This is a genomic window from Treponema vincentii, assembly GCF_018336815.1.
Lineage (GTDB): Bacteria > Spirochaetota > Spirochaetia > Treponematales > Treponemataceae > Treponema.
In genome coordinates this window covers 244,304-265,638 of sequence record NZ_CP050497.1, presented here as the reverse complement: position 1 = coordinate 265,638, position 21,335 = coordinate 244,304, and the positions used below count along the sequence as shown (strand labels likewise).

Sequence of the window (21,335 nt, the reverse complement as noted above, 5' to 3'; positions counted from 1 at the left end):
CATATTGTATAGTGAACGTATGAAAAACTCAACGGTACCCCTGCGTTCGGAGGTCGCAAAAAGCGACCAATGGGATTTAAGCAAACTTTTTACAAATGATGCGGACTGGAATGCTTCACTGAAAGACATTACCGCCGCAAAAGATCGCGTATTAACCTACAAAACCGCCTTTGCTTCACCTGATACACTGACTGCCGAAACGGTGCTCGGCTGTTTACAGGCTGTGGAAGCGGCCTCTCGTATTTCGGAAAAGACAAGCCATTATGCCTTTTTGATGAAGTCTGTAGATGAAAGCGATCCTAAAAACATCGAACGGGTCTCGCGCGCGATGATGGCGGACACGGAACTTTCTTCCGAAATAAGCTGGTTTATCCCCGCTTTACTGGAGATTCCCGAACAGAACATCCGCAACTGGATCGACCCTGCCGGAAAGACCGGAGCGGCTTTTGCTCCGTACAAAGTCTTTATCGAAAAGCTGATCAGACTAAAGGCTCATACATTGAGCGAAAAAGAAGAAAAGCTCCTTTCGCTTTTAGCCGAATCGCAGGATGTCGAACGCCGCAGCTTCTCGACGCTTACGAATGTAGACTTCCGTTTCGGCTCGATTGAAACTCCCGACGGAGCGAAAGAACTTACGCAATCTTCATATTCACAGTTCTTAATCAATCCCGACCGGAATATCCGTAAGCAAGCATATATGCAATTTTACGGCACGTTCGACACGTACAAAAATACGATAGCATCTTTGTATACCGGTCAGGTACAGCAAAATATCGCGCTTGCCCGTATCCGCGGATACGGTTCCGCCCGTGAACAGGCCCTCTATCCCGATAAGGTTCCGACGGAAGTATACGACAACCTTATCAGCACAATCCGGAAAAACTTGGAGCCGCTGCATCATTTTTATGCGCTTATGCAAAAATCGCTCAAACTTGATGAACTGCGGCACTACGATGTGTATGTTCCGTTGGTGGGCGAAGTGCGGCGGCACACTCCGTATAACGAAGCCGTCGATATGATTACCGAAGCGTTACAGCCGCTCGGCGATGAATATGTCACCACGCTGCGGAACGGACTGCTCGGCGGCTGGGTTGATCGGTACGAAAATAAGGGCAAGCGTTCAGGCGCTTTTTCGTGGGGCTGCTTTGAAGGCGATCCTTATATCATGGTTAACTACAAAGAGGATGTTATCCGGGATGTGTTCACCCTTGTGCACGAAGGCGGGCATTCCATGCACTCATGGTATTCAGTGCGGAACAATCCGTTTTTAAGCTACAACTACACGATTTTTGAGGCGGAGGTTGCCTCAACCTTCAACGAGGAGCTGTTGTTCCGCTCTATGCTGAAAAATACGAGCGATCCCAAAATGCGGGCATACCTGCTGAGTATTCGCGTAAGTGATATTCTTGCAACGCTGTATCGCCAGACGATGTTTGCCGAATACGAACATATCACGCATAAGTTGGTCGAAGAGGGAACGCCGCTCACTATCGAGAACCTCCGCGGCGAGTACCGCAAACTGCTGACCGCTTACTTCGGTCCCGCGATGCACTTTGAGGAATGCAGCGATCTTGAAGGCTTGCGTATCCCGCATTTTTACAATTCGTTCTATGTGTATAAATACGCAACCGGTGTTTCCGCATCGCTTGCCCTTGCCGAACGGGTATACTCGGGCGGAAAAACGGAGCAGGAGGATTACTTTAAGTTTTTAACCTCCGGCGGTTCCCGCTATCCCATCGAGTCGCTGCGGATTGCCGGTGTCGATATGGCTTCTCCCGAACCGGTTGAGGCAACCTGTAAGCACTTTGCGCACTTAGTAAGCGAGCTTGAAAAAGCCTTAGCCGCTCTATAACCCGATTGCCCTGCCGCCGTGACTCTTGAACAAGCTCAAGCGATTATCGCTTCGCCTTTTTTCAGCGCTTTTTTAGAACCGGCGGCAGACCGGTGCGCCTTTATAACGGAACGGTTGGCGGCGCAAGGAATTCCCTACCGTACCGTTACCCTTCAAGATAAAACACACATTGTTATTACCTACCGGCAATCCGCGTACAATCCCCGCTTTAAGATGAAAACGCTGATAGCGCACTATGACCGCGCCGCCGGTACACAGGGCGCAAATGATAATTCCGCCGCCTGCATACAGCTGCTACTGTTTGCCCAAACACTGCTGCAGAAACGGGATGCGCATAACATCCGCATTATCTTTACCGACGGCGAAGAAGCGGGGGCGGATGGCATTAAAAACCAAGGGGCGTACCGTTTGGGGCAAGGCTTGCGTGCGCTTTCAATGCAGCAGGATGACATCTTTGTGTTTGATATGTGCGGCAGCGGGGATACGCTCATCCTTTCCGAGTCGGGGATATACGGCAGGGATACACGGAAAACGGCGGCGCTTTCCGCTCTGCATCGGCGCTGCCGCATCTATGCCGACGCCGCGTGCAGGGGGCGCTGGCTTTCGCTGCCGACCGCCTACAGCGACAACGCGGGGCTCATTTCCGCCGGATTAACCGCGCAGGTAATCACCGTATTGCCGAGGGCGGAAGCGGAGCTGTTAATGCGGTATATGCCGCACTCGGCTGGAACGCCTCTATCGGGTAACGTGCATTCCGCCGGATGTCATAGGTCGGCCGCTGCAGAAATATCCGCCAACGAAAGCGCCGCTCAAGCGCTTCAACGGTGTATCATCACCAATGCACACGTTCCGCCTGATTCGCCGCTTGCCGCCGTCATTCCGCAGACATGGCAGCGGATGCACACCCCACAGGACAGCCTCGAAACACTGACGCCGCAAGCTTTTATCCTAGTAGATAAAATGCTTCGGTATCTGGCGGGTGTGAAAGAAGCGGCCGGATAAAAAAACTCTAATACGCCGACTTTTGGTAATGAATCTTAGGTGATCATTTCCGGGGCGGTTTTTCAATACACAATATCGAAATAATCCAAACATTGCTTCATTACATCCTGTACGGATAGGTATGTTATCTTGCTCATTGGTACTATTTTAACATAGTATCGGCAATATATAAACAATCTTTGTATGCTTAAATTTGATTATATTTGGCCGTTCATCACTCAAGTTTATTCATGCGGCGATTCTAATATCCCTTTGCGGGGAGTGAAATATTTGTCATGTTTAAGACGGAACACTAGAGATCAAATAAGTAAAGCATAATAATCCTAAAAAGATAAAAAACCGGAAAATTTTCCTCTTGATAGCGTTAAAATTAAAAGCAGTAGGGTTGCTTAAAAGAAACTTTCACTTTATACTAAATCATAATTTCTCTTATTAATGGAAGCTGATGGGATCTGGTGGTCTTCGCGGTCTTCAAAACCGTTGGTTGCATAATTCGCAACGGCAGGTTCGATTCCTGCCTCTTCCGGTTTTCTGTTGTAGGTGTGGCTGTGCTAAGTGTTTTGTTTGTTGCAGCATTTTCGACAGATGCCGAAAAACTCGCTTGTGTGTCTAAAAAAGTTTGGTCTATAGACTATATATTGGACAATCGGGCTGTCCTACCTTGCTTAGAAGAAAAAGCCTACGATTTTCTGTTATTTGATTTTGAAGCAGGGGGCGAGTATCCGCCGAATATACTCAAAGAAATTTACGGGCAATATCCCATTTTACCTATCTTTTTATTATCACATCAGCATTGTAATTTTGTAGAAAAGGCCGCTTTTGCAACAAATATGATATTAGGATGTTTTTCTATTCCTTATGAATTCAATATATTACACAATACTATTCAAAATACGCTTGAAGGAAAAATTATCCGAATAATCGATATGTACGATATAGATCCGGTAACGGCTCCGCTCTATACGAAATTGCAGGGGCAGAGTATCGAAATTCAAATGATACGGAACTTTATTTTACAGACAGCACAGCAAAATTCTCATGTATTGCTGTACGGAGAAAGCGGTTCAGGTAAAGAAGTCGTTGCTTCGCTCATTCATTACTATTCTAAAAATCGTCCCGGTAGATATTTACCGATAAATACTACTTGCATTGCGGAAGATCTCGCAGAGAGTTTATTGTTTGGTTCGTGTAAAGGAGCTTATACCGGAGCAATCGATAAGGAAGGTCTCTTTTCAGAGGCAGATCAAGGAACCTTATTTTTTGATGAAATAGAAAATCTTACACTGAATTTGCAAGCAAAACTCTTACGGGTTCTTGAAACACACGAGTATTATAAACTGGGAGGCACTCAAAAGTACTCTTCTGATTTTAGATTGATTTGTGCGACAAATTGTGATCTGCAAGAAATGGTAGATCAGGGACTCTTCCGATTAGATCTTTTTTATCGTCTTGATGTTGCCCATCTTATCGTTCCCCCGCTGCGTCAGCATAAAGAAGATATCGGAGTGCTGGCATATAATTATTTAAAACAAACGAGAAAACACTTATCACGGGAGGCTCTGTCTCTGCTGTGTAAGTATAATTGGCCGGGGAATGTCCGTGAACTTTTTAATTGTTTGGAACGGGCGGTGTTTGCAGCAAAGGCATCTCCTGTACTGTTCCCTCAGCATTTCGACATTTAACATAGCATAGCTTTTGAAAAAGTTCTTCCAAATACTGCGCTTCCCGGGCGGATAATCCCGCTCTTGCAATTATCTCCTGAAAAAAACGAATGTTATCTTCTTTCCCTGCATGTTTAAAAAGACCCATTTTACATAAACAGTCGTTGATATGTTCTGAGGTTGAGGTAACCCGCGTATAAGGGATACGCTCATAGCCGTATTTTCGGGGACTATAGGCGCGGAATAGCGTATAGCAGACGATTTGCACGGCATGCGAAAGGTTAAGCGATGGAAAATCGGGGGCTGAAGGGATATTGATGGCAACCGAGCAAACATTTAATTCCTCATCGGTAAGCCCGGTTCGTTCATTGCCGAATACAAGGCCGGTAAGTCCTTCTGCCGTATTGAAAGAAAACGAAGCGAAATCCTCCGGTGTCATGCCCCATGATTTGCGTTTTTCGCCTACTCGTCGTGTTGTTCCGGCGACAATACCGCAATCAGCAACAGCTGCTTTTAATCCGGTGATCGAGGGTTCAAAAAAGCATGCGTTTTGCCAAAGCGCCCCCGCATGAATTGCCAAACGGAGGATTTCATTTTCGTCGTAATCCGCTCTATTGCCTACAATGCGTAAATCAGTACAATTATTGTTAGCCATCGCTCTGCAAACGGCGCCGATGTTACGGCTTATTTCAGGGTGGCAGAGAATAACCGCAACCGGAAGCCGTTCTTGAGAGGTTGAAGTATCCATAGCAATTATTTTGTAGAGAACGCTTGCTATGTCAAGTGCTTCGGAGTATAATGGAAGAGACATAAGCGTGGAGACTATCTAATAAACCGTATAAGAAGGAATACGCTATGGATAATGTGCTGCAAGGTAAAAGTGCGTTGGTCGTCGGCGGTACAAGCGGAATTGGGTACTGCTTAGCGCAAGCTCTTTTAGAGGAATCTGCTTCTGTCGTGATGCAGGGGCGGAGCAATTCAAACCATGTTACAAGTCTTTGCAGCCAAGGAAATGTAGCCTGTTTTATCTGCGATTTGCAAGAAGTCTCCTATGTGGAAGAACTGTGTAAATATGCCAATGCTGCCGATATCCTGTGCATTGTTTATGGTCCGTTTTTGCAAAAGCCGCTTGATATGACTACTGCGAAGGAGTGGAACACAACCGTATATGCGAACTTTACCCTGCCGGGAATACTGGTTTCATCAGCTTTAGCCGGTATGAAAGCGCGGAATTGGGGGCGTATTTTGTTATTCGGTGGTACGGAAACGCATATTTTACGCGGTTTTCGGACAAATGCCGTATACGGAGCGGCAAAAACAGGGATTATGTCTCTTGTAAAATCCGTGAGTATGGAATATGCTCAATATGGTATTACGGCCAATGCCGTTTGCCCCGGGTTCACCGATAGCGGCTTGTTACCTGAAGAGACGCGGGTTCTATGGGCAAAAAAAAATCCGGACGGTAAACTGGTTAATCCGTCTGCAATTACAGATGCTGCGCTTTTTTTGTTAAAAGATAGCGCTTATAATGGGGTTATAATGCCGGTTGACAAAGGATGGTCGTCGTTTTAAATCTAAACCCCTTGAATAGGGATATGAATACAGGTATAATTTTTATTTAAGAACATAACAGACTGATATAAAGGATTGTCATATGAATGATGCAGAAATAATTCAGAGTTTCGACAACGAAAAAGACAAAAGCCTCAAGATACAACTTCAAAAGGTAGAAGGGCTTGAAAAATGTATCGTGATTATTCTGTCGGGATATATCGATACATACAATTCAACATTCTTTCAAAAAAGAGTTACAACCCTTATTGATGCGGGTTATGTTCAGCTTATTTTCAATTGTTCCCATTTAGATTATGTTTCGTCCACAGGTATCGGCTCGTTTACCGCATTTTTAAAAGCTGTTAAAGGAAGAGGCGGTGATATCGTTCTGCTAAGCCTTCAGCCGAAAGTCTATGAAGTGTTTCAATTACTCGGGTTCGCTAATTTCTTTACGATTCACGATTCTTTAGAAACCTCTATCGACTTCTTTAAAAACAAAGGGTCAAAGGCTGCTCCTCAGACCAATCTTTTCCCTAAAATTTTCTCGTGTCCTATCTGTGCAAAAAAACTAAAAGCGCCTCGCGCAGGTCGCTTCCGCTGTTCCGAATGTAAGACTATTCTGGCGGTTGATAATAATGCACAGGTTTCACTCGGTTAATATTATATAACAGTATTACTTGTGTAGAAGTTGTGGATATCTTATAAGCCACATATCTGCGATTTTTGTTTTTTGTTATATCGCCTATATCGTTTCTATTATGTAAAGTGTTATGTGTAAAGATTTTACCCTCTTTTAATATAAAATGAATTCTATTTATATCAGTTAAAAAAGAGAGAAAGCAATAGAACCGTATTGATAATAACTTGTGGATAATTTGTCATATCGGTGAGTAAGCTGTGAATAATCGATGTCGAATGAAATATTGATAAAAAACGCTTCCTAAAATATGATGTAAACGTGAGGAGAAATTATGGCGTACTATTATGAAGAACCGTCGCATACTTTTAATGAGTATCTGTTAATTCCGCGTTATACCGGCGTTGAACATAGCCCTCAAAATATTGACCTGCATACGCCGCTTACTCGTTTTGCTACCGGAGAAAAACCGCTCTATACGCTCAATATTCCATTGGTTTCGGCAATTATGCAATCGGTTTCCAATGACAGTATGGCGATTTCTCTTGCAAAAGAGGGCGGTTTATCCTTTATTTTCTGTTCACAGAGTATAGAAAAACAAGCTGCCATGGTGGCTGCCGTTAAAGACTATAAAGCCGGTTTTGTAGAAAGTGATTCAAACTTAAAACCTGAGAATACTTTGGAAGACGTGTTGCGTTTAAAAGAAAAAACAGGGCATACGACGGTCGCTGTTACCGATGACGGTACTGCACATGGTAAACTACTCGGTGTTATTACCGGTCGTGATTATCGTCCAAGTAGGATGGCGCGGGATTTAACCGTTTCAAAATTTATGACGCCGATTGAAAAGGTTCATTATGCCGGTGAAGGCGTTACCTTAAAGGAAGCAAATGATATTATTTGGGAATATAAGCTCAATTCTCTTCCCGTTCTTGATTCCGAAGGAAAACTTGTAGCGTTTGTATTTCGCAAAGACTATGAAAGCAAAAAAGAGCATCCGAACGAACTGCTTGACGAAAAGAAGCGGTACTTGGTGGGGGCGGGGCTGAATACCCGCGATTATGAGCAGCGGGTTCCTGCGTTGATTGCCGCCGGCGTCGATGTTTTGTGTATTGACTCCTCAGACGGCTTTTCGGAATGGCAGAAACGTACTATTAAGTTTGTAAAAAAGCAATATGGTGAAAAAATTCCCATTGGGGCAGGAAATGTTGTTGACGAAGACGGTTTTATCTTTTTGGCGGAAGCAGGAGCTGATTTTATCAAAGTAGGGATTGGCGGCGGCTCCATCTGTATTACCCGCGAAACCAAGGGCATCGGGCGTGGGCAGGCAACGGCGCTTATTGAAGTCGCCAAAGCCCGCGATGCTTACTTTAAAAAAAACAGGGATTTATATCCCCATCTGTTCCGACGGCGGTATTGTGTATGATCATCATATTACAATGGCGCTTGCAATGGGCAGCGACTTCTGTATGTTGGGGCGTTACTTTGCTCGCTTTGATGAAAGCCCGACAAACAAAATATTGGTAAACGGCAGTTATATGAAAGAATATTGGGGCGAAGGTTCGTCGCGGGCGCGGAACTGGCAGCGTTATGATTCCGGTGGCGACAGTAAGCTTGCGTTTGAAGAGGGCGTTGATTCCTATGTCCCTTACGCTGGCTCATTACATGACGGTGTTAAGACAACGCTCTATAAAGTACGCTCAACAATGTGCAACTGCGGTGTGCTAACCATTCCGGAACTGCAAACGAATGCAAAAATAACATTGGTCTCACCTTCCAGCATTGTAGAAGGCGGCTCTCACGATGTTGTGCTGAAGGACGTGCGTTCCTCTATACGCTAAAAAAATTGCCGCCCTCTTCTATAGAAGGCGGCAATCCACCGCATATCTGTGCTTTACGCACGATAATAGGCGATATGGTGTTTACTTATGTGCGGAATGATGCTCAGTATGGTCTTCGTGAATCTTATTTTTCATCAATGGAGGCTGACCGGTTGCATCAAGGGCATCGCGCCAGAGGGAGCCGTCCGGTTCAACATAGTTGCGCGAACGGACAACGACATTAATCGGTAAGTGAACAAACTTGTTATACATCAACCCTACAATCAGTTTAGTCTTACCTGCCATAGCAGCATGAACCGCATTGTTTCCGAGCCGTTCGCAGTAAATAGAGTCAACCGGCGCTGCCGGTGCAGAACGGATTTGGTAGCTCGGATCGATATACTTTAAATTGATATGGATGGATTTTGACTTAAAGTATGTTTCAATTTGTTCTTTTAAAAATACGCCGATATCCGACAGGCGCTTATTCCCCGAATCATCGGTTTCATTTTTGCTCTGCATTAAGTCTTGGCCTGCCCCTTCCGCAACGACAATGACCGTGTAATGGCTTTGCTCCAAACGGTCTTCCAAATGCTTTAAAAAGCCGTTTTCGCCCCGCATATCGAAAGGAATTTCGGGAATGAGGACAAAGTCAACCTCATGGCTCGCAATAGCCGTGTGCGTTGCAATAAAGCCCGATTCCCGTCCCATCAGCTTAACTAATCCGATACCGTTAATCTGAGATTGTGCTTCCATACGGGCGGCGGCGACAGCCTCAGAAGCTTTTACGACTGCCGTGTCGAAGCCGAATGATTTTTGAATGAATGACAAATCATTGTCAACGGTTTTCGGAATGCCGACAACGGAGATACAAAGATTACGCCGTTCAATCTCCTTTGCAATTTCCAAAGCGCCTTTTTGCGTTCCATCTCCTCCGATAACGAAAAGGATGTTCAAGTTAAGGCGTTCTATTCCATCAACAATTTCGACGACACGGGTGCCGCCGCCGCGCGAGGTGCCGAGAATGGTTCCTCCCGTTTTATGGCATGCATCGACAACCGTCGGATTTAAGGGCATAACGTCAAAATGGTAATCCGGCAGGAGTCCTTTAAAACCGAAGCGGATTCCGCTAATCCGTTTAACACCGTAGCGTCTCCATAAGCAGCGTACGACAGAACGGATAACGTCGTTAAGGCCGGGGCATAATCCTCCGCAGGTGATAATGCCTGCATGGACATGGCTCGGATTAAAAAATATTTTTTCCCGCGGGCCTGCTTTTTCGATCAGCTGTTCACGTTTGAAGGGGCCGTACTGCTCTCCTACTTTAGATTCCAGCCGAAAGCGAATAAAATCTTCATTGGTAACGTAATTAGCGATACGGTCTCCGATTACGTTTGAAAGGTGAATGGGAGACGGTATTTTACAGGCGCCGAGTGTTTCAATGGTAAAATCGAATTCTTCATCATGCCGCATAATGAACCTCCGTTATATCGAAAGTATCAAGCTCCAAATCAAGGGGGCCGTATTTTTATCTTTCTATAATTATTGATGATAACCAATATCACAGTATCATAAATTTGCGGGGCAGAAAAGAGAGAAAAAGCTTTTTTTGATTGACAGATTTCTCAATTTTCTTCATTATAAGGATACCTATGGCACAGAAAACAGAATCTTTCCTTACACGCATATTACAGCTTTTTTTTCCGCGGGATGATGCAGAGGCGATAAAGAAACGGCATTTAAAGACGTTGGCAAAGGAAATTTCAAAAAGTAAATTCGGAAAGTGGTATAAACCCTCTTCTGAAGAGCTTCAACAGCAGATGGCTCGTTTCTTTTTTGAACTGTATAAGATTGTCGGTCCTGCACGAGCGCTTCTTGCAAGTGCAGCCTCTTCAAAGGTTCTCAAGTCTATCACCGTAGAACAAAACTTATCAAAGCATCAGCATCAACTGCGAGAAAAATTAACACCCGAAGCGATTAAAGAGCGAGCAAAAACAACAAATCCCAAAGAGCTGAGTCTTCAGGTGCAGAAGGAATTTGATGTTTTTATGCGTGAACTTGACGGTAAGAAGATAGATGAAATCGATACACTGTACCGGCAGCTTAATGAATTTATCCACTTTGTACTGTTTGACTATTATTTCTTTTTAAAAAAATTTGATCCTGCTTTACCGGAAGATAAATTTTCTTATACGCCGAACTTTTCGAATGTGAACGGCGAGTATCTTAAAGATGAATTAAACGATTTTATCGTTGTGCTCAACGGGCTTTCCCTTGATGCAAATTGGGAAAAGCTTTTTGCAATTATTACCGCATACAAGAATGTACAGCCGGTTAACGCCCCTCAGTGGAAAAAACACCTCGGTCTTTTAAATGACGTGCGCCGTACTCATATTCTGGAAAAAATCATTCAGCACATTACAAAAAATCCAACCTACACGGTGGAAATCAGTCCTTTCACCGAAAAGGTTACCGACGACTATCTTAAACAAATAGAGAGATCTATTGATAATACGTTAAAAGACATTGTTGAGGAACAAAAGAATTCTCAAGTAGCAGTGCTAGTGCAGCGTGTATTCGGGAATACCATTCCTTCAGGTACTAAAAACTATAATCCGCGCTCCAATGCGGCATTTGAAAAACGGGGACTTGACGGTTATATCTATGCCGATGCAATGAACTACCTTAAATCATTTTTAGTTGAATACTTTAAGAGTGACGTCAGGGCGCTCTCCGATTTAATTTTAGTACGCGGACAATGGACACAGCAGGTTCTGTCTGCCGAATATTCCGAAAGCTATCATAATTTAATGCATATTTCGACCAAACTTTTAGAATTTGACGAAAAACTTTCAGAAGTTTCCGAAATGGGAGTAAAATTCCGTACGTTGTTGTCTCGAATGGAGCGAGAAAAAAGAAGCCGGTCGGCAGGTGCAAAAGCATTTGAATGATGTTAACGAAGCGGCATTTAAATTGCTTAAAGTTGCTATTAAAAATATTATGACGCTTGGAAATGCCATAAAGAACTGTATTGCCGATTATGATAAGCCGCATCGTGATTTACTACAAAACTGGAAAGAAATCGAACAACATTCGGACAGACCGATACGGGAATGGATGACTGCCGTTTATACGAAGATTTATAATTTTATTATGCTGGAACAGGTTGTTCTAAAGAAAGAAGAATAGCTGACGCTCGGAATTACAGTGTTTATCTAATTGAGGGTATCTTTCTGAAAGGACTTTTTGATGGAAAAGATATTTGACTCGGTACGGGAGCTTGATAAGCGGGCGGAAGATGCCTTTAGTCTAAAAAACGGCGTACTGATGGAGAATGCTGCCCGAGGTATGGCCGAACGTATCCGAAGCGTTCTTTCGCCATGGTTATCATACTCGCAACATATACAGGGTGATGCAGGGGCGGAACCTATTTGGAATCTGCGGTATCCGCATAGAGCGCTATCGACTCCGCAAAGCGTGTTGCCGCATCCGCAGGTAGAACCGCCGCTTGTACAGGTTGTCTGCGGTTCCGGTGATAACGGCGGCGACGGGTTCGCACTTGCGCGGATGCTTGCCGATTTTTGTACCGTTCGTGTCATTTCCGTAAAGGAACCAAAATCACCATTATGCAAACTGCAACGGGAGCGGCTTCGTCTGCTCGGTATTCCGGTAGCTGCTGAATTGCAGGAACGCTGCGATGTACTTGTCGATGCGCTGTTCGGTACGGGTATCCGCGGCAGCCTCGATAGCGAAATGTGTGCGGCGATTGATCGGATGAATGCCGTACAAGGTTATAAGGTTGCCTGCGATATTCCGAGCGGTTTAAATGAATTCGGTATACCGTCGACTGTTGCGTTCCGCGCCGATGAAACTTGTACGATGGGAGCCCTTAAAATCGCTCTCTATGCCGATGCCGCAAAGGATTATACCGGCGTCATTCATGTGTGTAATCTTGGGCTGCCGCGGCGCTGCTACGAAGGTGAGACCGACACCTTTCTCCTGTCCGTAGAGGATATGAAGTTGCCTCATCGCGCCGTACAAAATACCCACAAGATGAGCTACGGACACGGTGTGTTTTTCTGCGGCGAAAAGACCGGCGCTTGTATGCTAGCTGCCTCTGCAGCGCTCCATTTTGGTATCGGTTTGGTTACCGTGTTCGGAGCGCCTATGCCTGCTGCCCCGTTCGATTTTATGTATGCGGCAGAGTTGCCCGAAAACTTTTCCGCCGCGATGATCGGCTCCGGATTAGGGCGAAGTTCCGATGCACAGGCACGGGCGCTCGATTTCCTTTCACAAGAGCACGTTCGGGAACATCCTCTCATTCTTGACGCCGACATACTGCATAACCCCAAGCTGCCTGAACTGCTGCCGCTTTTAAAAACGCCTATTCTAACGCCGCATCCTAAGGAGTTCCAAAGTCTGCTTGCAAATAGCGGCCTTGCGCAGGTAAGTGTTGCCGAAATACAGGATCACCGATTTGAATATTTGAGACTGTTTTGCGGCGCTTTCCCGCAGGCAGTCATAGTATTGAAAGGCGCTTATCCGCTTATCGGCTGCGGAAGCCGCGTATTTGTAAATTCGCTCGGAAGCAATGCGCTTGCCAAAGCGGGTACGGGCGATGTTTTGAGTGGGATGATTACCGCATTAGCAGCTCAAGGTTATTCTCCCGTTGAGGCTGCGTATACTGCAAGCCTTGCCCATGCGGAAGCGGCAAAACTACTGCATACTTCCGACTACGGTTTAACGGCAAGCGCACTTGCGGAAGCTGTCGGCAGGTTTGGATGCTAAAGGATTGAAAGCATATATAGTCCATTAGAAGTATATTATGAGTGAAAATGAAACTGTAGAAAAGAAAAAGCAGACACTGCAAGACATTGACATACCGAAATATATCCGAATTGCCAGTGTTATTTTTATTGCTCTTTCTATTATTGCTGCAGCACTTAATTTAGTTATTGATATTTTAACGCAGGGGCATGCGACATTAAAGCAATTAGCATATCTCTTATTCAATTTTCGAACAAAAGCCGTATTTTTTCGTGGTGTTACAATTTATTGCTCAAATGATCAGTTCAATCAAAGTAATATTCGGCGCATTGATTGTCAGCCTTATCGGTTTTTTTATCGTTCTACACTTTCGCCGTCTGTACGGAATGTTACGAAGAATGGTATAACGCAACTTGCACGGATAAAAGCCGCCGGTGCAATTCTGATTAAAGCTGCTCCCCTTTATTTAGGTGAACAAATTCCTATACAAACTTCACCGGGAAGTGCAACTGACGGCTAAGTTTGGAACGCATTGGAAATCCCTTCCGTGTACATCATTGTCCATCTGTGCTATAATTCTTGCATGCTAAAAAAAACAATGCTCAATATTGCACATAGGGGATTTCGCAGCCGGTACCCTGAAAACACCATGCTCGCCTTTCGGAAAGCGGTGGAAGCAGGCTGTGACGGCATCGAGTTTGATGTCCATCTTTCGAAAGATGGAGAAGCGGTCATTATTCACGATGAAACGGTTGACCGGACAACGGACGGTACGGGTTTGGTCGGAGAGAAAACATACCGTGAACTAAAATCGCTGAATGCTGCAAAACCGCATCCCGAAACAATAGATTTTGCAGCCATTCCTTCGTTGCGGGAATACTTTGAATACATTGCAGCGCAGCCTAATATCATTTCGAACATCGAATTAAAAACAGGTGTGTTTATCTATGATGGAATTGAAGAAGTTGTATATCAGCTGATGAAGGAATACAAATTGATTAGCCGCTGTATCATATCTTCTTTTAATCACGAAAGCGTATTGCGGATGAAGAAGATCGACCCTACAGTGGTATGTGGGCTATTGGTAGACAGTTGGCAAATCCATCCCGAACAGTATGTGCGAAACCTCGGTATCGAGTGTTATCATCCGTCAGCTTATTGTGTAACACCTGAACTGGTTGCCGCTTTACATAACACGGGTATTCGCATCAATCCGTGGTTTGGCAGCATCCAATGCGATTATCGGCAGCTGCTCGAAATGGGAGTAGACAGCCTTATTACCGACTACCCCGATCAGATTACCGCGTTGTTGAAAGACCTTCGCTCGGCGGCGGTGGATTAATCCAATACCAGTACCGTCGGTTTATTTTGACAAAAGCGGCAAATTTTATTCCAACCCGTATTGCCAAATATACAATTTGTAAATGCTGAATAAGCGAGGTATAATTCGGAATCAAAAAGAATAATACGAATGAAAGAGGAATGATAATGTCCGGCAAGCATTCACGGCTACCAAGGTTTGTCGCTGCTAAAAGCGAAGCAAGAAAGAATACGTTGTAGAAACTTACTACACCTGTGATATACACCATATTACTATTCCCAAAGAGATAGGCAGCGGTATAGGTAACGGTAAACGATAGTATTAAATGTGTAATGAGCCGTGATGAAATTGCACGGGAACGAACAATTGAATGAATTGCGGAGATAGCTGTTCCCGTCATAATAATGATAATCAGCGCTTCACCACCCGTTATATTGAAGATAAGCACCGCGTCTGCTGCCGTGTGAATTGACGGTATTGACATAAGCCACGATGTCAGACCGATAGCAATAATTCCTTCATTGGATCCGAGCTTCCCAAAGCACATTACTCGCCGCTTATAGCGTTCCCAGAAACTTCCAATCTGCCCCGCATATAGATTAAAGAAACCTATTGTAATAAGAGCCGGTTTTGTTACTCGGAAAGAAATCATCAGAATACCCATCAAAAGACCGGTTACAAAACAGTCCAAAAAATGATCAAAGTATTCGCCGAGCGGTGAACCGGTTCCTGTTTTCCGAGCCTGCTTTCCATCGGCACAATCGCCGGTCAGATAAATCAGTGCAAGTAATGGAATAAGCCACCAATGCTCGTACCTTCCGATATAATACCCATGTACTGAAATACAAAAAGCAATGATAATAGAAAGAAAGGAAAAGAATGTAATAAAGTTTGCCGGTAGACGGTATGGTAAAATTTTTACCAAAGGATTAACAAAAAACTTATACAATACCGGTGATAAAATGGATTGATCGTCTGCGCTATATGAATATTCGGTCATTAAAAAACTCCGCGTAAGAAGTGATGAACTCTTCCCGCACAATGCCGGTGCCGCTTGTTATGCGGTGCTGCCTGCCATTATACGGGAAAATACAGCCTTACGCTCTGGTGTAATTTTTTATTTCGGTTCTGATTCGGTTTGCAAGCTCTGCACGGGGAACGCGTACTTGCTCCATAGAATCGCGGAATCGTAAAGTTACGGTTCCATCTTCTTTGCTGTCATAATCGACGGTAACACAGAACGGAGTTCCCGCTTCATCCTGACGGCGATACCGTTTACCGATTGCGCCGGATTGGTCGTAGTCGGTACGGAAGTCTTCACGTAATTCCGCTTGAATTTCCTGTGCCAGTTCCGCAAGTCCGTCTTTCTTCATCAAAGGTAGCACCGCTACGGTAATCGGCGCAATAACAGGGTGAAAATGCAGCACGGTTCGCCAATCGTCATCATTGCCTTTGTCGGCAACTTTTTGCTCTTCGTATGCATCGCAGAGGAACATCAAAAGGTTGCGCGTTAAACCGGCGGAGGTTTCGATGATATACGGAATATACCGCTCGTTGCCGTTATCTTGATCGATATACTGCATATCTTTACCGGAATATTCGGTATGGCGGGTTAGGTCAAAATTCGTGCGGTTGTGTACGCCTTCAAGCTCTTTAAAGCCCATCGGGAATTCGTATTCAATATCGTAGGCGTCTTTTGCATAGTGAGCAAGTTCATCCGGGCCATGCCGGTGCCAGCGCAGCTTATCCATGCGGACATCGTGCTTTTTGTAGAACGCCCACCGCTGCTCGCGCCAGTAGTTGAACCACTCGTCATCGGTACCGGGCTTTACAAAAAACTGCATTTCCATCTGCTCAAACTCGCAGGTACGGAAGATAAAGTTCTTGGTTACAATTTCATTGCGGAAGGCTTTACCGATCTGCGCGATACCGAAGGGAATTTTCATACGGTTGGACTGCGCGACGTTTTTATAGTTCACATAGATACCCTGCGCGGTTTCGGGACGTAAGTAGATGAGGCTGCTGTTATCGTCTGTTGGTCCGATATGGGTTTTAAACATCAGGTTGAACTTCCGTACATCGGTGAGTTCACCGCCGCAATCGGGACATTCCTTTTTGGCTAACTTGTTTTGATCAATCTGATCGGCGCGGAAGCGCGCTTTACACTTTTTACAGTCAACTAACGGGTCGGTAAAGTTTTCCACATGACCGGAAGCCTCCCACACGCGCGGGTGCATCAAAATTGATGCGTCAATACCGACAATCGAGTTGTGCAGTTGGGTCATCTCTTTCCACCATGCGCGGGCGATGTTATTTTTTAATTCAATCCCGAGCGGGCCGTAATCCCATGCCCCGTTCTGCCCTCCGTAAATTTCAGAAGACTGAAATACAAATCCGCGCCTTTTACATAGGCTGACAATTTTTTCCATTGAAATTGCATGATCTTCCATACTGAAACTCCTTTTTTCGTTATGCGAACCGTTCTTTTATTGTTTTTTCGATCCGGGCAATAGAGCGATCGATGCCCAATATCTGGATGGAACCGATAAGGGGCGGGCTTACACGGCTGCCGGTAACTGCCATACGCATCGGCATCATAAAGTCTCCAAGCTTAACGCCCATAGCCTCTGCTTCCGCACGGAACAGGTCGCTTGCTGCGTGTTCATCCATATTTGCAATAGAAGGCAACACGGTCTTTGCTTTTTCGAGTACCGCCTTTGTTTTTTCCGCATCCAATTTCTTGGGGATAATCTCTTCCGCAGGCGGGACAGCAGGCTCTTCAAAGAGGAAGCGTACCATTTGCGGTGCTTCCGTCAAAAAGTGCAGCCGTTCCTTAATAAGCGGCATAACCCTCATCAGCATTGCCTTTTGCTCGTCGGTTGGTTTGAGTAAGGTCTGGTCTGCAAAGCGTAAGCCGACAGCATCTCGTGCCTTTTGATCCTGCTCTCCGAATATACCGGAGTTCGCAATAAACGGCCAAGTCAACTCAAAGAGTTCTTCATCGGTTTTAAGCCGCATGTACTGCCCGTTAAACCATTCCAACTTTTTATAGTCGAAAATTGCCGGAGCTTTGTTGATGTGTTCGGGATTAAACCGTTCACCCAATTCTTGGAGCGAGAACATATCCCGTCCTTCTTCATAAGAACAGCCGAGCATCGCGACATAGTTGATAATCGCTTCTTTTAAATAGCCGTTATTGCGGAATTCATTACAGCTGGTCGCGCCGTGCCGCTTGGAAAGTTTATGGCCGTCATTTCCCATTACCATCGGCAAATGGCAAAAATTAGGATGCTCCCACCCGAATGCCTTGTACATCAGCACATGCATTGGTGTCGAGGGTATCCATTCCTGAGCGCGCATAACATGCGTAATCTTCATTAAATGATCGTCCACGACATTCGCTAAGTGATAGGTGGGGAAGCCGTCGCTTTTTAACAAAACGGGATCGGGGTTGATGTCTTCGTTTTTCCACTCGATAGTACCCAGCAGCACATCCTTAAAAACCGTTGTACCTTCAAGCGGCACCTTGAGGCGGATAACATAAGGTTTCCCCGCTGCGATATTCGCCTCGATTTCTTCCTGCGTTAAATTGCGGCAGTGCCGGTCATATCCCGGTGGCATCTTATTCATCGTCTGGATTTTTCTAATGCGTTCAAGCCGCTCTTCATCGCAAAAGCAATAATAGGCATGACCGCTTTTGACGAGTTTGTCCGCATATTCGCGGTATAATTCTGAACGCTGGGATTGAATATAGGGCGCATACGGACCGCCGCGGGGACCGCCTTCATCCCAGTCAATTCCAAGCCAGTCAAGGGTATCGTAAAGGTTTGTTTCGTATTCCGCCGCATAGCGGGTTTGATCGGTGTCTTCTATACGCAAGATAAATTTTCCACCGGTTGCGCGGGAAAAAAGATAATTAAATAACGCAGTGCGTACTCCGCCAATGTGCTGAAATCCTGTCGGAGACGGGGCATAACGGCTTCGAGTTTCCATAGTGTGCTCCTAACCATTTTTTAAGAAAATGACAGTCTATAATTATAGAAACTTTTATCCTTTTGAGCAAGAGTATGGATTCGTACAGCATAGAGCGTTCAGCAATATCTCAAAAGTTGGTTACTTTTTTCGACATCTCTGCGATGTTTAAATCTAAAGATCAAAACCGCCGCCATCCGTATCGATAAAAAACGGCGGGTAAAAAACTATTTGCGGTTTAGTCTTTTGTACGGTACAATAGACACTATCGGGCACCGGTAAAAATCGGCGTTGAGCTTTTAGCGGCGCTCTATCGTATAAAATAAGGAATATGCTGCATTATGGTAAAAGCTGTCTTTGCGGGTTCATTTGATCCTCCCACGTTCGGCCATTTGAATATTATTGAACGGACACAAAAGCTCTTTTCAGAAATACACGTTGTCATTGCCGTAAATAAAAACAAGAGTTATTGCTTTTCCGGCGAGGAGAGGCTGGAGGTTATACAACAATTGGTTTCCCGTTGGAATAATGTTTCAGTACATCTGTGGGATTCGCTGATTGTCGATTATGCGAAGAAAATTAAAGCGGACGTTCTTATCCGCGGCGTTCGGAATGATAACGATTTTTTATATGAATTCGATTTAGCGATGATGAACAAAAGTTTGAATCCGCAGATCGAAACGTTGTTCTTGGTACCCGACCCTAAGTTTTTTGTACTGCGCTCCAGTTCAATTAAAGAACTCGCTGCCTTCGGCGGTGATGTGTCGACTATGGTTCCCCCCATCGTTGAAGCGATGCTGAAAAAGAAGTTTTCACCCAAAAAATAGCAGTAATACCTTTACCTTACTTCTGTGCGAAATTTTACCTAAAATTTCGCACCTCTATTTTTTCTAGTAGACAGGCAAACGCATTAGACAAAGTAAAATAAAAAGCGCAGAATAAGTGAGGCTATGAGACCATTTGAACTGCAAAGCGGTTCAACTCTGGTCGAATAGACTCTCTTATTCTGTGAGGAGTTTTAAAAGGAGTCTGATGCCTTTACCTTGTTTTTTTCATACGATTATTGTACACTCGCCCGCATGAAAACCGATATCCAGATAGCGCGTGAGACACCTCTTAAACCGATACAAGAAATTGCAGCGGAACTGCATATAGATGCTTTCTCCGTAATTCCATACGGGTTTTATACGGCGAAAATCCCATATACAGCTATCATTCCGGTCCGGATAAAAGAGCATAAACTCATCCTCGTTACCTCTATGACGCCGACAAAAGCGGGAATTGGCAAGACGACGGTTTCCATCGGGCTTGCGCTCGGTTTGCAGAAAATCGGTAAAAATGCGGTATTGGCGCTGCGCGAGCCTTCGCTCGGTCCCTGCTTCGGGATGAAAGGCGGGGCGGCGGGCGGCGGTTATGCACAAGTGCTTCCGATGGAAGATATCAATTTACACTTTACCGGCGATTTCCACGCCATTACTTCCGCACACAATATGATCAGCGCGCTGCTGGATAACTATGTGTTTAGGATGCAACATACGCCGCAGGGTTTAAAAAAGGTGATTTGGAAACGGGTACTCGATGTGAACGATCGCGCACTCCGTTCAATTGTTACCGGCCTCGGCGAAGGAAACGGCGTTCCTGCCGAATCGGGGTTTGACATAACCGCCGCTTCGGAGATTATGGCGGTTTTATGCCTCGCTTCCGACATCGACGATTTACGCCGCCGCATAGAAAAGATTATACTCGGCTATCGGCCGGACAACACGCCGTTTACGGTTAAAGACCTCGGCGCCGCCGGAGCAATTACCGTACTGCTTAAAAATGCGATTAATCCGAATTTGGTGCAGACTACCGAAAATACCCCCGCATTTGTACACGGCGGTCCGTTTGCAAATATTGCGCACGGCTGTAATTCCATTATCGCGACCAAAACAGCCCTTACCTACGGCGACTACGTTATTACCGAAGCAGGATTCGGAGCGGATTTAGGCGCCGAAAAATTCTTTGATATTAAATGCCGCAAAGCGGGGCTTACCCCTGCCTTAACCGTGCTTGTCGTTACCACCGGCGGATTGAAATTGCACGGCGGCGTTCCGGAATCGGAACTGTCTAAGCCCAATAAGGATGCGCTTACCCACGGGTTTAAGAATATGGATAGGCATGTTGAAAACCTGCGTAAATTCGGACAGACGGTATTGGTGGTGTTGAATAAATACGGCTACGATACGGAGGAAGAAATCGAATGTCTCCGCACTTATTGCCGAAATACCGGTGTGCCATTTGCCGTAAACAGCGCTTTTTCCGACGGAGGGGCGGGCGCGACGGATTTTGCCCGTACCGTTTCCGGTTTGATTGAAACCGAGCCGTCAAAGCCGCTTGTGTTTACCTATCAGGATAGCGACGGCATCAAAACAAAAATCGAAAAAATATGCAAACAAGTGTACGGTGCAAAAAATGTTACTTACTCTGCCGATGCGGAAAAAATGCTGAAGCGGATAAGTACATGGGGCGTCGATTCCTATCCGGTATGCATCGCAAAAACGCAGTATTCTTTTTCCGACGATCCTAAAAAACTCGGCGTTCCCGAACAGTTTGACATGACTGTCCGCGAAATTATTGTAAATAACGGCGCCGAAATGATTGTTGCGGTTATGGGCGACATGATGCGGATGCCGGGGCTGCCGAAAGAACCTCAAGCGCTCCGTATAGACCTTGTAAACGGTTATATCGACGGATTAGCGTAAATTAT

Annotated in this window: 17 protein-coding genes, 1 tRNA gene and 1 pseudogene; 14 read left to right on the top strand and 5 right to left on the bottom strand. The window is 45.2% G+C overall.

Annotated elements, in window-relative coordinates; genetic code table 11:
- The first annotated feature begins 19 nt into the window (after window positions 1-19).
- From pepF to GWP40_RS01205, 4 genes are all read left to right on the top strand, one after another.
- A complete protein-coding gene (gene pepF, locus GWP40_RS01220; protein ID WP_212565721.1) occupies window positions 20-1,852 on the top strand; it encodes an oligoendopeptidase F in 1,833 nt (610 codons plus the stop codon).
- An 18-nt stretch (window positions 1,853-1,870) separates the two neighbouring features.
- The gene (locus tag GWP40_RS01215) at window positions 1,871-2,854 is read left to right on the top strand and encodes a M28 family peptidase (protein ID WP_212565720.1); all 984 of its coding nucleotides are present in this window, start codon (window positions 1,871-1,873) and stop codon (window positions 2,852-2,854) included.
- 437 nt (window positions 2,855-3,291) lie between these two features.
- Window positions 3,292-3,380 (top strand) — tRNA-Sec (locus tag GWP40_RS01210).
- A 22-nt stretch (window positions 3,381-3,402) separates the two neighbouring features.
- Window positions 3,403-4,536 carry a sigma 54-interacting transcriptional regulator gene (locus GWP40_RS01205; RefSeq protein WP_212565719.1) on the top strand — a complete coding sequence of 378 codons (1,134 nt, stop codon included), beginning with the start codon at window positions 3,403-3,405 and terminating at the stop codon, window positions 4,534-4,536.
- Here GWP40_RS01205 and GWP40_RS01200 read toward each other — a convergent pair.
- Window positions 4,463-5,263, bottom strand: coding sequence for an RNA methyltransferase (locus tag GWP40_RS01200; RefSeq protein WP_212565718.1), 801 nt, complete (start codon window positions 5,261-5,263; stop codon window positions 4,463-4,465). The two genes, GWP40_RS01205 and GWP40_RS01200, sit on opposite strands and share 74 nt — an antisense overlap.
- A gap of 107 nt (window positions 5,264-5,370) precedes the next feature.
- Between GWP40_RS01200 and GWP40_RS01195 the strand changes: the two genes are divergently transcribed.
- The 3 genes and pseudogenes from GWP40_RS01195 to GWP40_RS01185 all read left to right on the top strand — a co-directional run bounded on the left by GWP40_RS01195 (window position 5,371) and on the right by GWP40_RS01185 (window position 8,547).
- On the top strand, window positions 5,371-6,087 hold the full coding sequence (locus tag GWP40_RS01195) for an SDR family NAD(P)-dependent oxidoreductase (RefSeq protein WP_212565717.1): 717 nt from the start codon (window positions 5,371-5,373) through the stop codon (window positions 6,085-6,087).
- Window positions 6,088-6,169: 82 nt separating this feature from the next.
- Window positions 6,170-6,727, top strand: coding sequence for an STAS domain-containing protein (locus tag GWP40_RS01190; protein WP_212565716.1), 558 nt, complete (start codon window positions 6,170-6,172; stop codon window positions 6,725-6,727).
- Between the two features lie 313 nt (window positions 6,728-7,040).
- A pseudogene (locus GWP40_RS01185) lies at window positions 7,041-8,547 on the top strand (IMP dehydrogenase).
- An 81-nt stretch (window positions 8,548-8,628) separates the two neighbouring features.
- Here the strand turns inward: GWP40_RS01185 and GWP40_RS01180 are convergent.
- A complete protein-coding gene (locus tag GWP40_RS01180; RefSeq protein ID WP_212565715.1) occupies window positions 8,629-9,999 on the bottom strand; it encodes an ATP-dependent 6-phosphofructokinase in 1,371 nt (456 codons plus the stop codon).
- A gap of 179 nt (window positions 10,000-10,178) precedes the next feature.
- On the opposite strand from GWP40_RS01180, the gene GWP40_RS01175 reads away from it, so the two are divergent.
- The 5 genes from GWP40_RS01175 to GWP40_RS01160 all read left to right on the top strand — a co-directional run bounded on the left by GWP40_RS01175 (window position 10,179) and on the right by GWP40_RS01160 (window position 14,635).
- The gene (locus GWP40_RS01175) at window positions 10,179-11,477 is read left to right on the top strand and encodes a DUF5312 family protein (RefSeq protein WP_230974516.1); all 1,299 of its coding nucleotides are present in this window, start codon (window positions 10,179-10,181) and stop codon (window positions 11,475-11,477) included.
- Complete coding sequence (locus GWP40_RS12485; protein ID WP_230974515.1) at window positions 11,470-11,715, top strand: hypothetical protein; 246 nt, start codon at window positions 11,470-11,472, stop codon at window positions 11,713-11,715. Before GWP40_RS01175 ends, GWP40_RS12485 begins: the two co-directional genes overlap by 8 nt.
- Before the next feature lie 60 nt (window positions 11,716-11,775).
- A complete protein-coding gene (locus tag GWP40_RS01170) occupies window positions 11,776-13,314 on the top strand; it encodes an NAD(P)H-hydrate dehydratase (protein ID WP_212565714.1) in 1,539 nt (512 codons plus the stop codon).
- Window positions 13,315-13,351: 37 nt separating this feature from the next.
- Window positions 13,352-13,813 carry a hypothetical protein gene (locus GWP40_RS01165; RefSeq protein WP_212565713.1) on the top strand — a complete coding sequence of 154 codons (462 nt, stop codon included), beginning with the start codon at window positions 13,352-13,354 and terminating at the stop codon, window positions 13,811-13,813.
- Window positions 13,814-13,876: 63 nt separating this feature from the next.
- Window positions 13,877-14,635 (top strand): glycerophosphodiester phosphodiesterase, encoded by a 759-nt coding sequence (locus GWP40_RS01160; RefSeq protein ID WP_212565712.1) that lies wholly within the window; start codon window positions 13,877-13,879, stop codon window positions 14,633-14,635.
- Here the strand turns inward: GWP40_RS01160 and GWP40_RS01155 are convergent.
- From GWP40_RS01155 to gltX, 3 genes are all read right to left on the bottom strand, one after another.
- Window positions 14,592-15,614 (bottom strand): CDP-alcohol phosphatidyltransferase family protein, encoded by a 1,023-nt coding sequence (locus GWP40_RS01155; RefSeq protein ID WP_212565711.1) that lies wholly within the window; start codon window positions 15,612-15,614, stop codon window positions 14,592-14,594. The two genes, GWP40_RS01160 and GWP40_RS01155, sit on opposite strands and share 44 nt — an antisense overlap.
- A 97-nt stretch (window positions 15,615-15,711) precedes the next feature.
- On the bottom strand, window positions 15,712-17,064 hold the full coding sequence (locus GWP40_RS01150) for a glycine--tRNA ligase (protein ID WP_212565710.1): 1,353 nt from the start codon (window positions 17,062-17,064) through the stop codon (window positions 15,712-15,714).
- A 19-nt stretch (window positions 17,065-17,083) separates the two neighbouring features.
- Window positions 17,084-18,607 (bottom strand): glutamate--tRNA ligase, encoded by a 1,524-nt coding sequence (gltX, locus tag GWP40_RS01145; RefSeq protein WP_212565709.1) that lies wholly within the window; start codon window positions 18,605-18,607, stop codon window positions 17,084-17,086.
- 320 nt (window positions 18,608-18,927) lie between these two features.
- Here gltX and coaD point away from each other — a divergent pair, with 320 nt between their 5' ends.
- Together coaD and GWP40_RS01135 are read left to right on the top strand one after the other, a co-directional pair.
- A complete protein-coding gene (gene coaD / locus GWP40_RS01140; protein WP_212565708.1) occupies window positions 18,928-19,413 on the top strand; it encodes a pantetheine-phosphate adenylyltransferase in 486 nt (161 codons plus the stop codon).
- Window positions 19,414-19,665: 252 nt separating this feature from the next.
- Entirely contained in the window at window positions 19,666-21,330 is a 1,665-nt protein-coding gene (locus GWP40_RS01135; protein WP_212566496.1) for a formate--tetrahydrofolate ligase, read from the top strand.
- The last annotated feature ends 5 nt before the right edge of the window (window positions 21,331-21,335 follow it).

Bases quoted from the DNA above. Each gene is read 5' to 3' on its own strand.
- GWP40_RS01195 (WP_212565717.1), top strand. From the start codon at position 5,371: ATGGATAATGTGCTGCAAGGTAAAAGTGCGTTGGTCGTCGGCGGTACA.
- GWP40_RS01135 (WP_212566496.1), top strand. From the start codon at position 19,666: ATGAAAACCGATATCCAGATAGCGCGTGAGACACCTCTTAAACCGATA.
- GWP40_RS01190 (WP_212565716.1), top strand. From the start codon at position 6,170: ATGAATGATGCAGAAATAATTCAGAGTTTCGACAACGAAAAAGACAAA.
- GWP40_RS01150 (WP_212565710.1), bottom strand. From the start codon at position 17,064: ATGGAAGATCATGCAATTTCAATGGAAAAAATTGTCAGCCTATGTAAA.
- pepF (WP_212565721.1), top strand. From the start codon at position 20: ATGAAAAACTCAACGGTACCCCTGCGTTCGGAGGTCGCAAAAAGCGAC.
- GWP40_RS01160 (WP_212565712.1), top strand. From the start codon at position 13,877: ATGCTAAAAAAAACAATGCTCAATATTGCACATAGGGGATTTCGCAGC.
- GWP40_RS01170 (WP_212565714.1), top strand. From the start codon at position 11,776: ATGGAAAAGATATTTGACTCGGTACGGGAGCTTGATAAGCGGGCGGAA.
- GWP40_RS01155 (WP_212565711.1), bottom strand. From the start codon at position 15,614: ATGACCGAATATTCATATAGCGCAGACGATCAATCCATTTTATCACCG.
- GWP40_RS01200 (WP_212565718.1), bottom strand. From the start codon at position 5,263: ATGGATACTTCAACCTCTCAAGAACGGCTTCCGGTTGCGGTTATTCTC.
- GWP40_RS01180 (WP_212565715.1), bottom strand. From the start codon at position 9,999: ATGCGGCATGATGAAGAATTCGATTTTACCATTGAAACACTCGGCGCC.
- GWP40_RS01165 (WP_212565713.1), top strand. From the start codon at position 13,352: ATGAGTGAAAATGAAACTGTAGAAAAGAAAAAGCAGACACTGCAAGAC.
- gltX (WP_212565709.1), bottom strand. From the start codon at position 18,607: ATGGAAACTCGAAGCCGTTATGCCCCGTCTCCGACAGGATTTCAGCAC.
- coaD (WP_212565708.1), top strand. From the start codon at position 18,928: ATGGTAAAAGCTGTCTTTGCGGGTTCATTTGATCCTCCCACGTTCGGC.
- GWP40_RS01175 (WP_230974516.1), top strand. From the start codon at position 10,179: ATGGCACAGAAAACAGAATCTTTCCTTACACGCATATTACAGCTTTTT.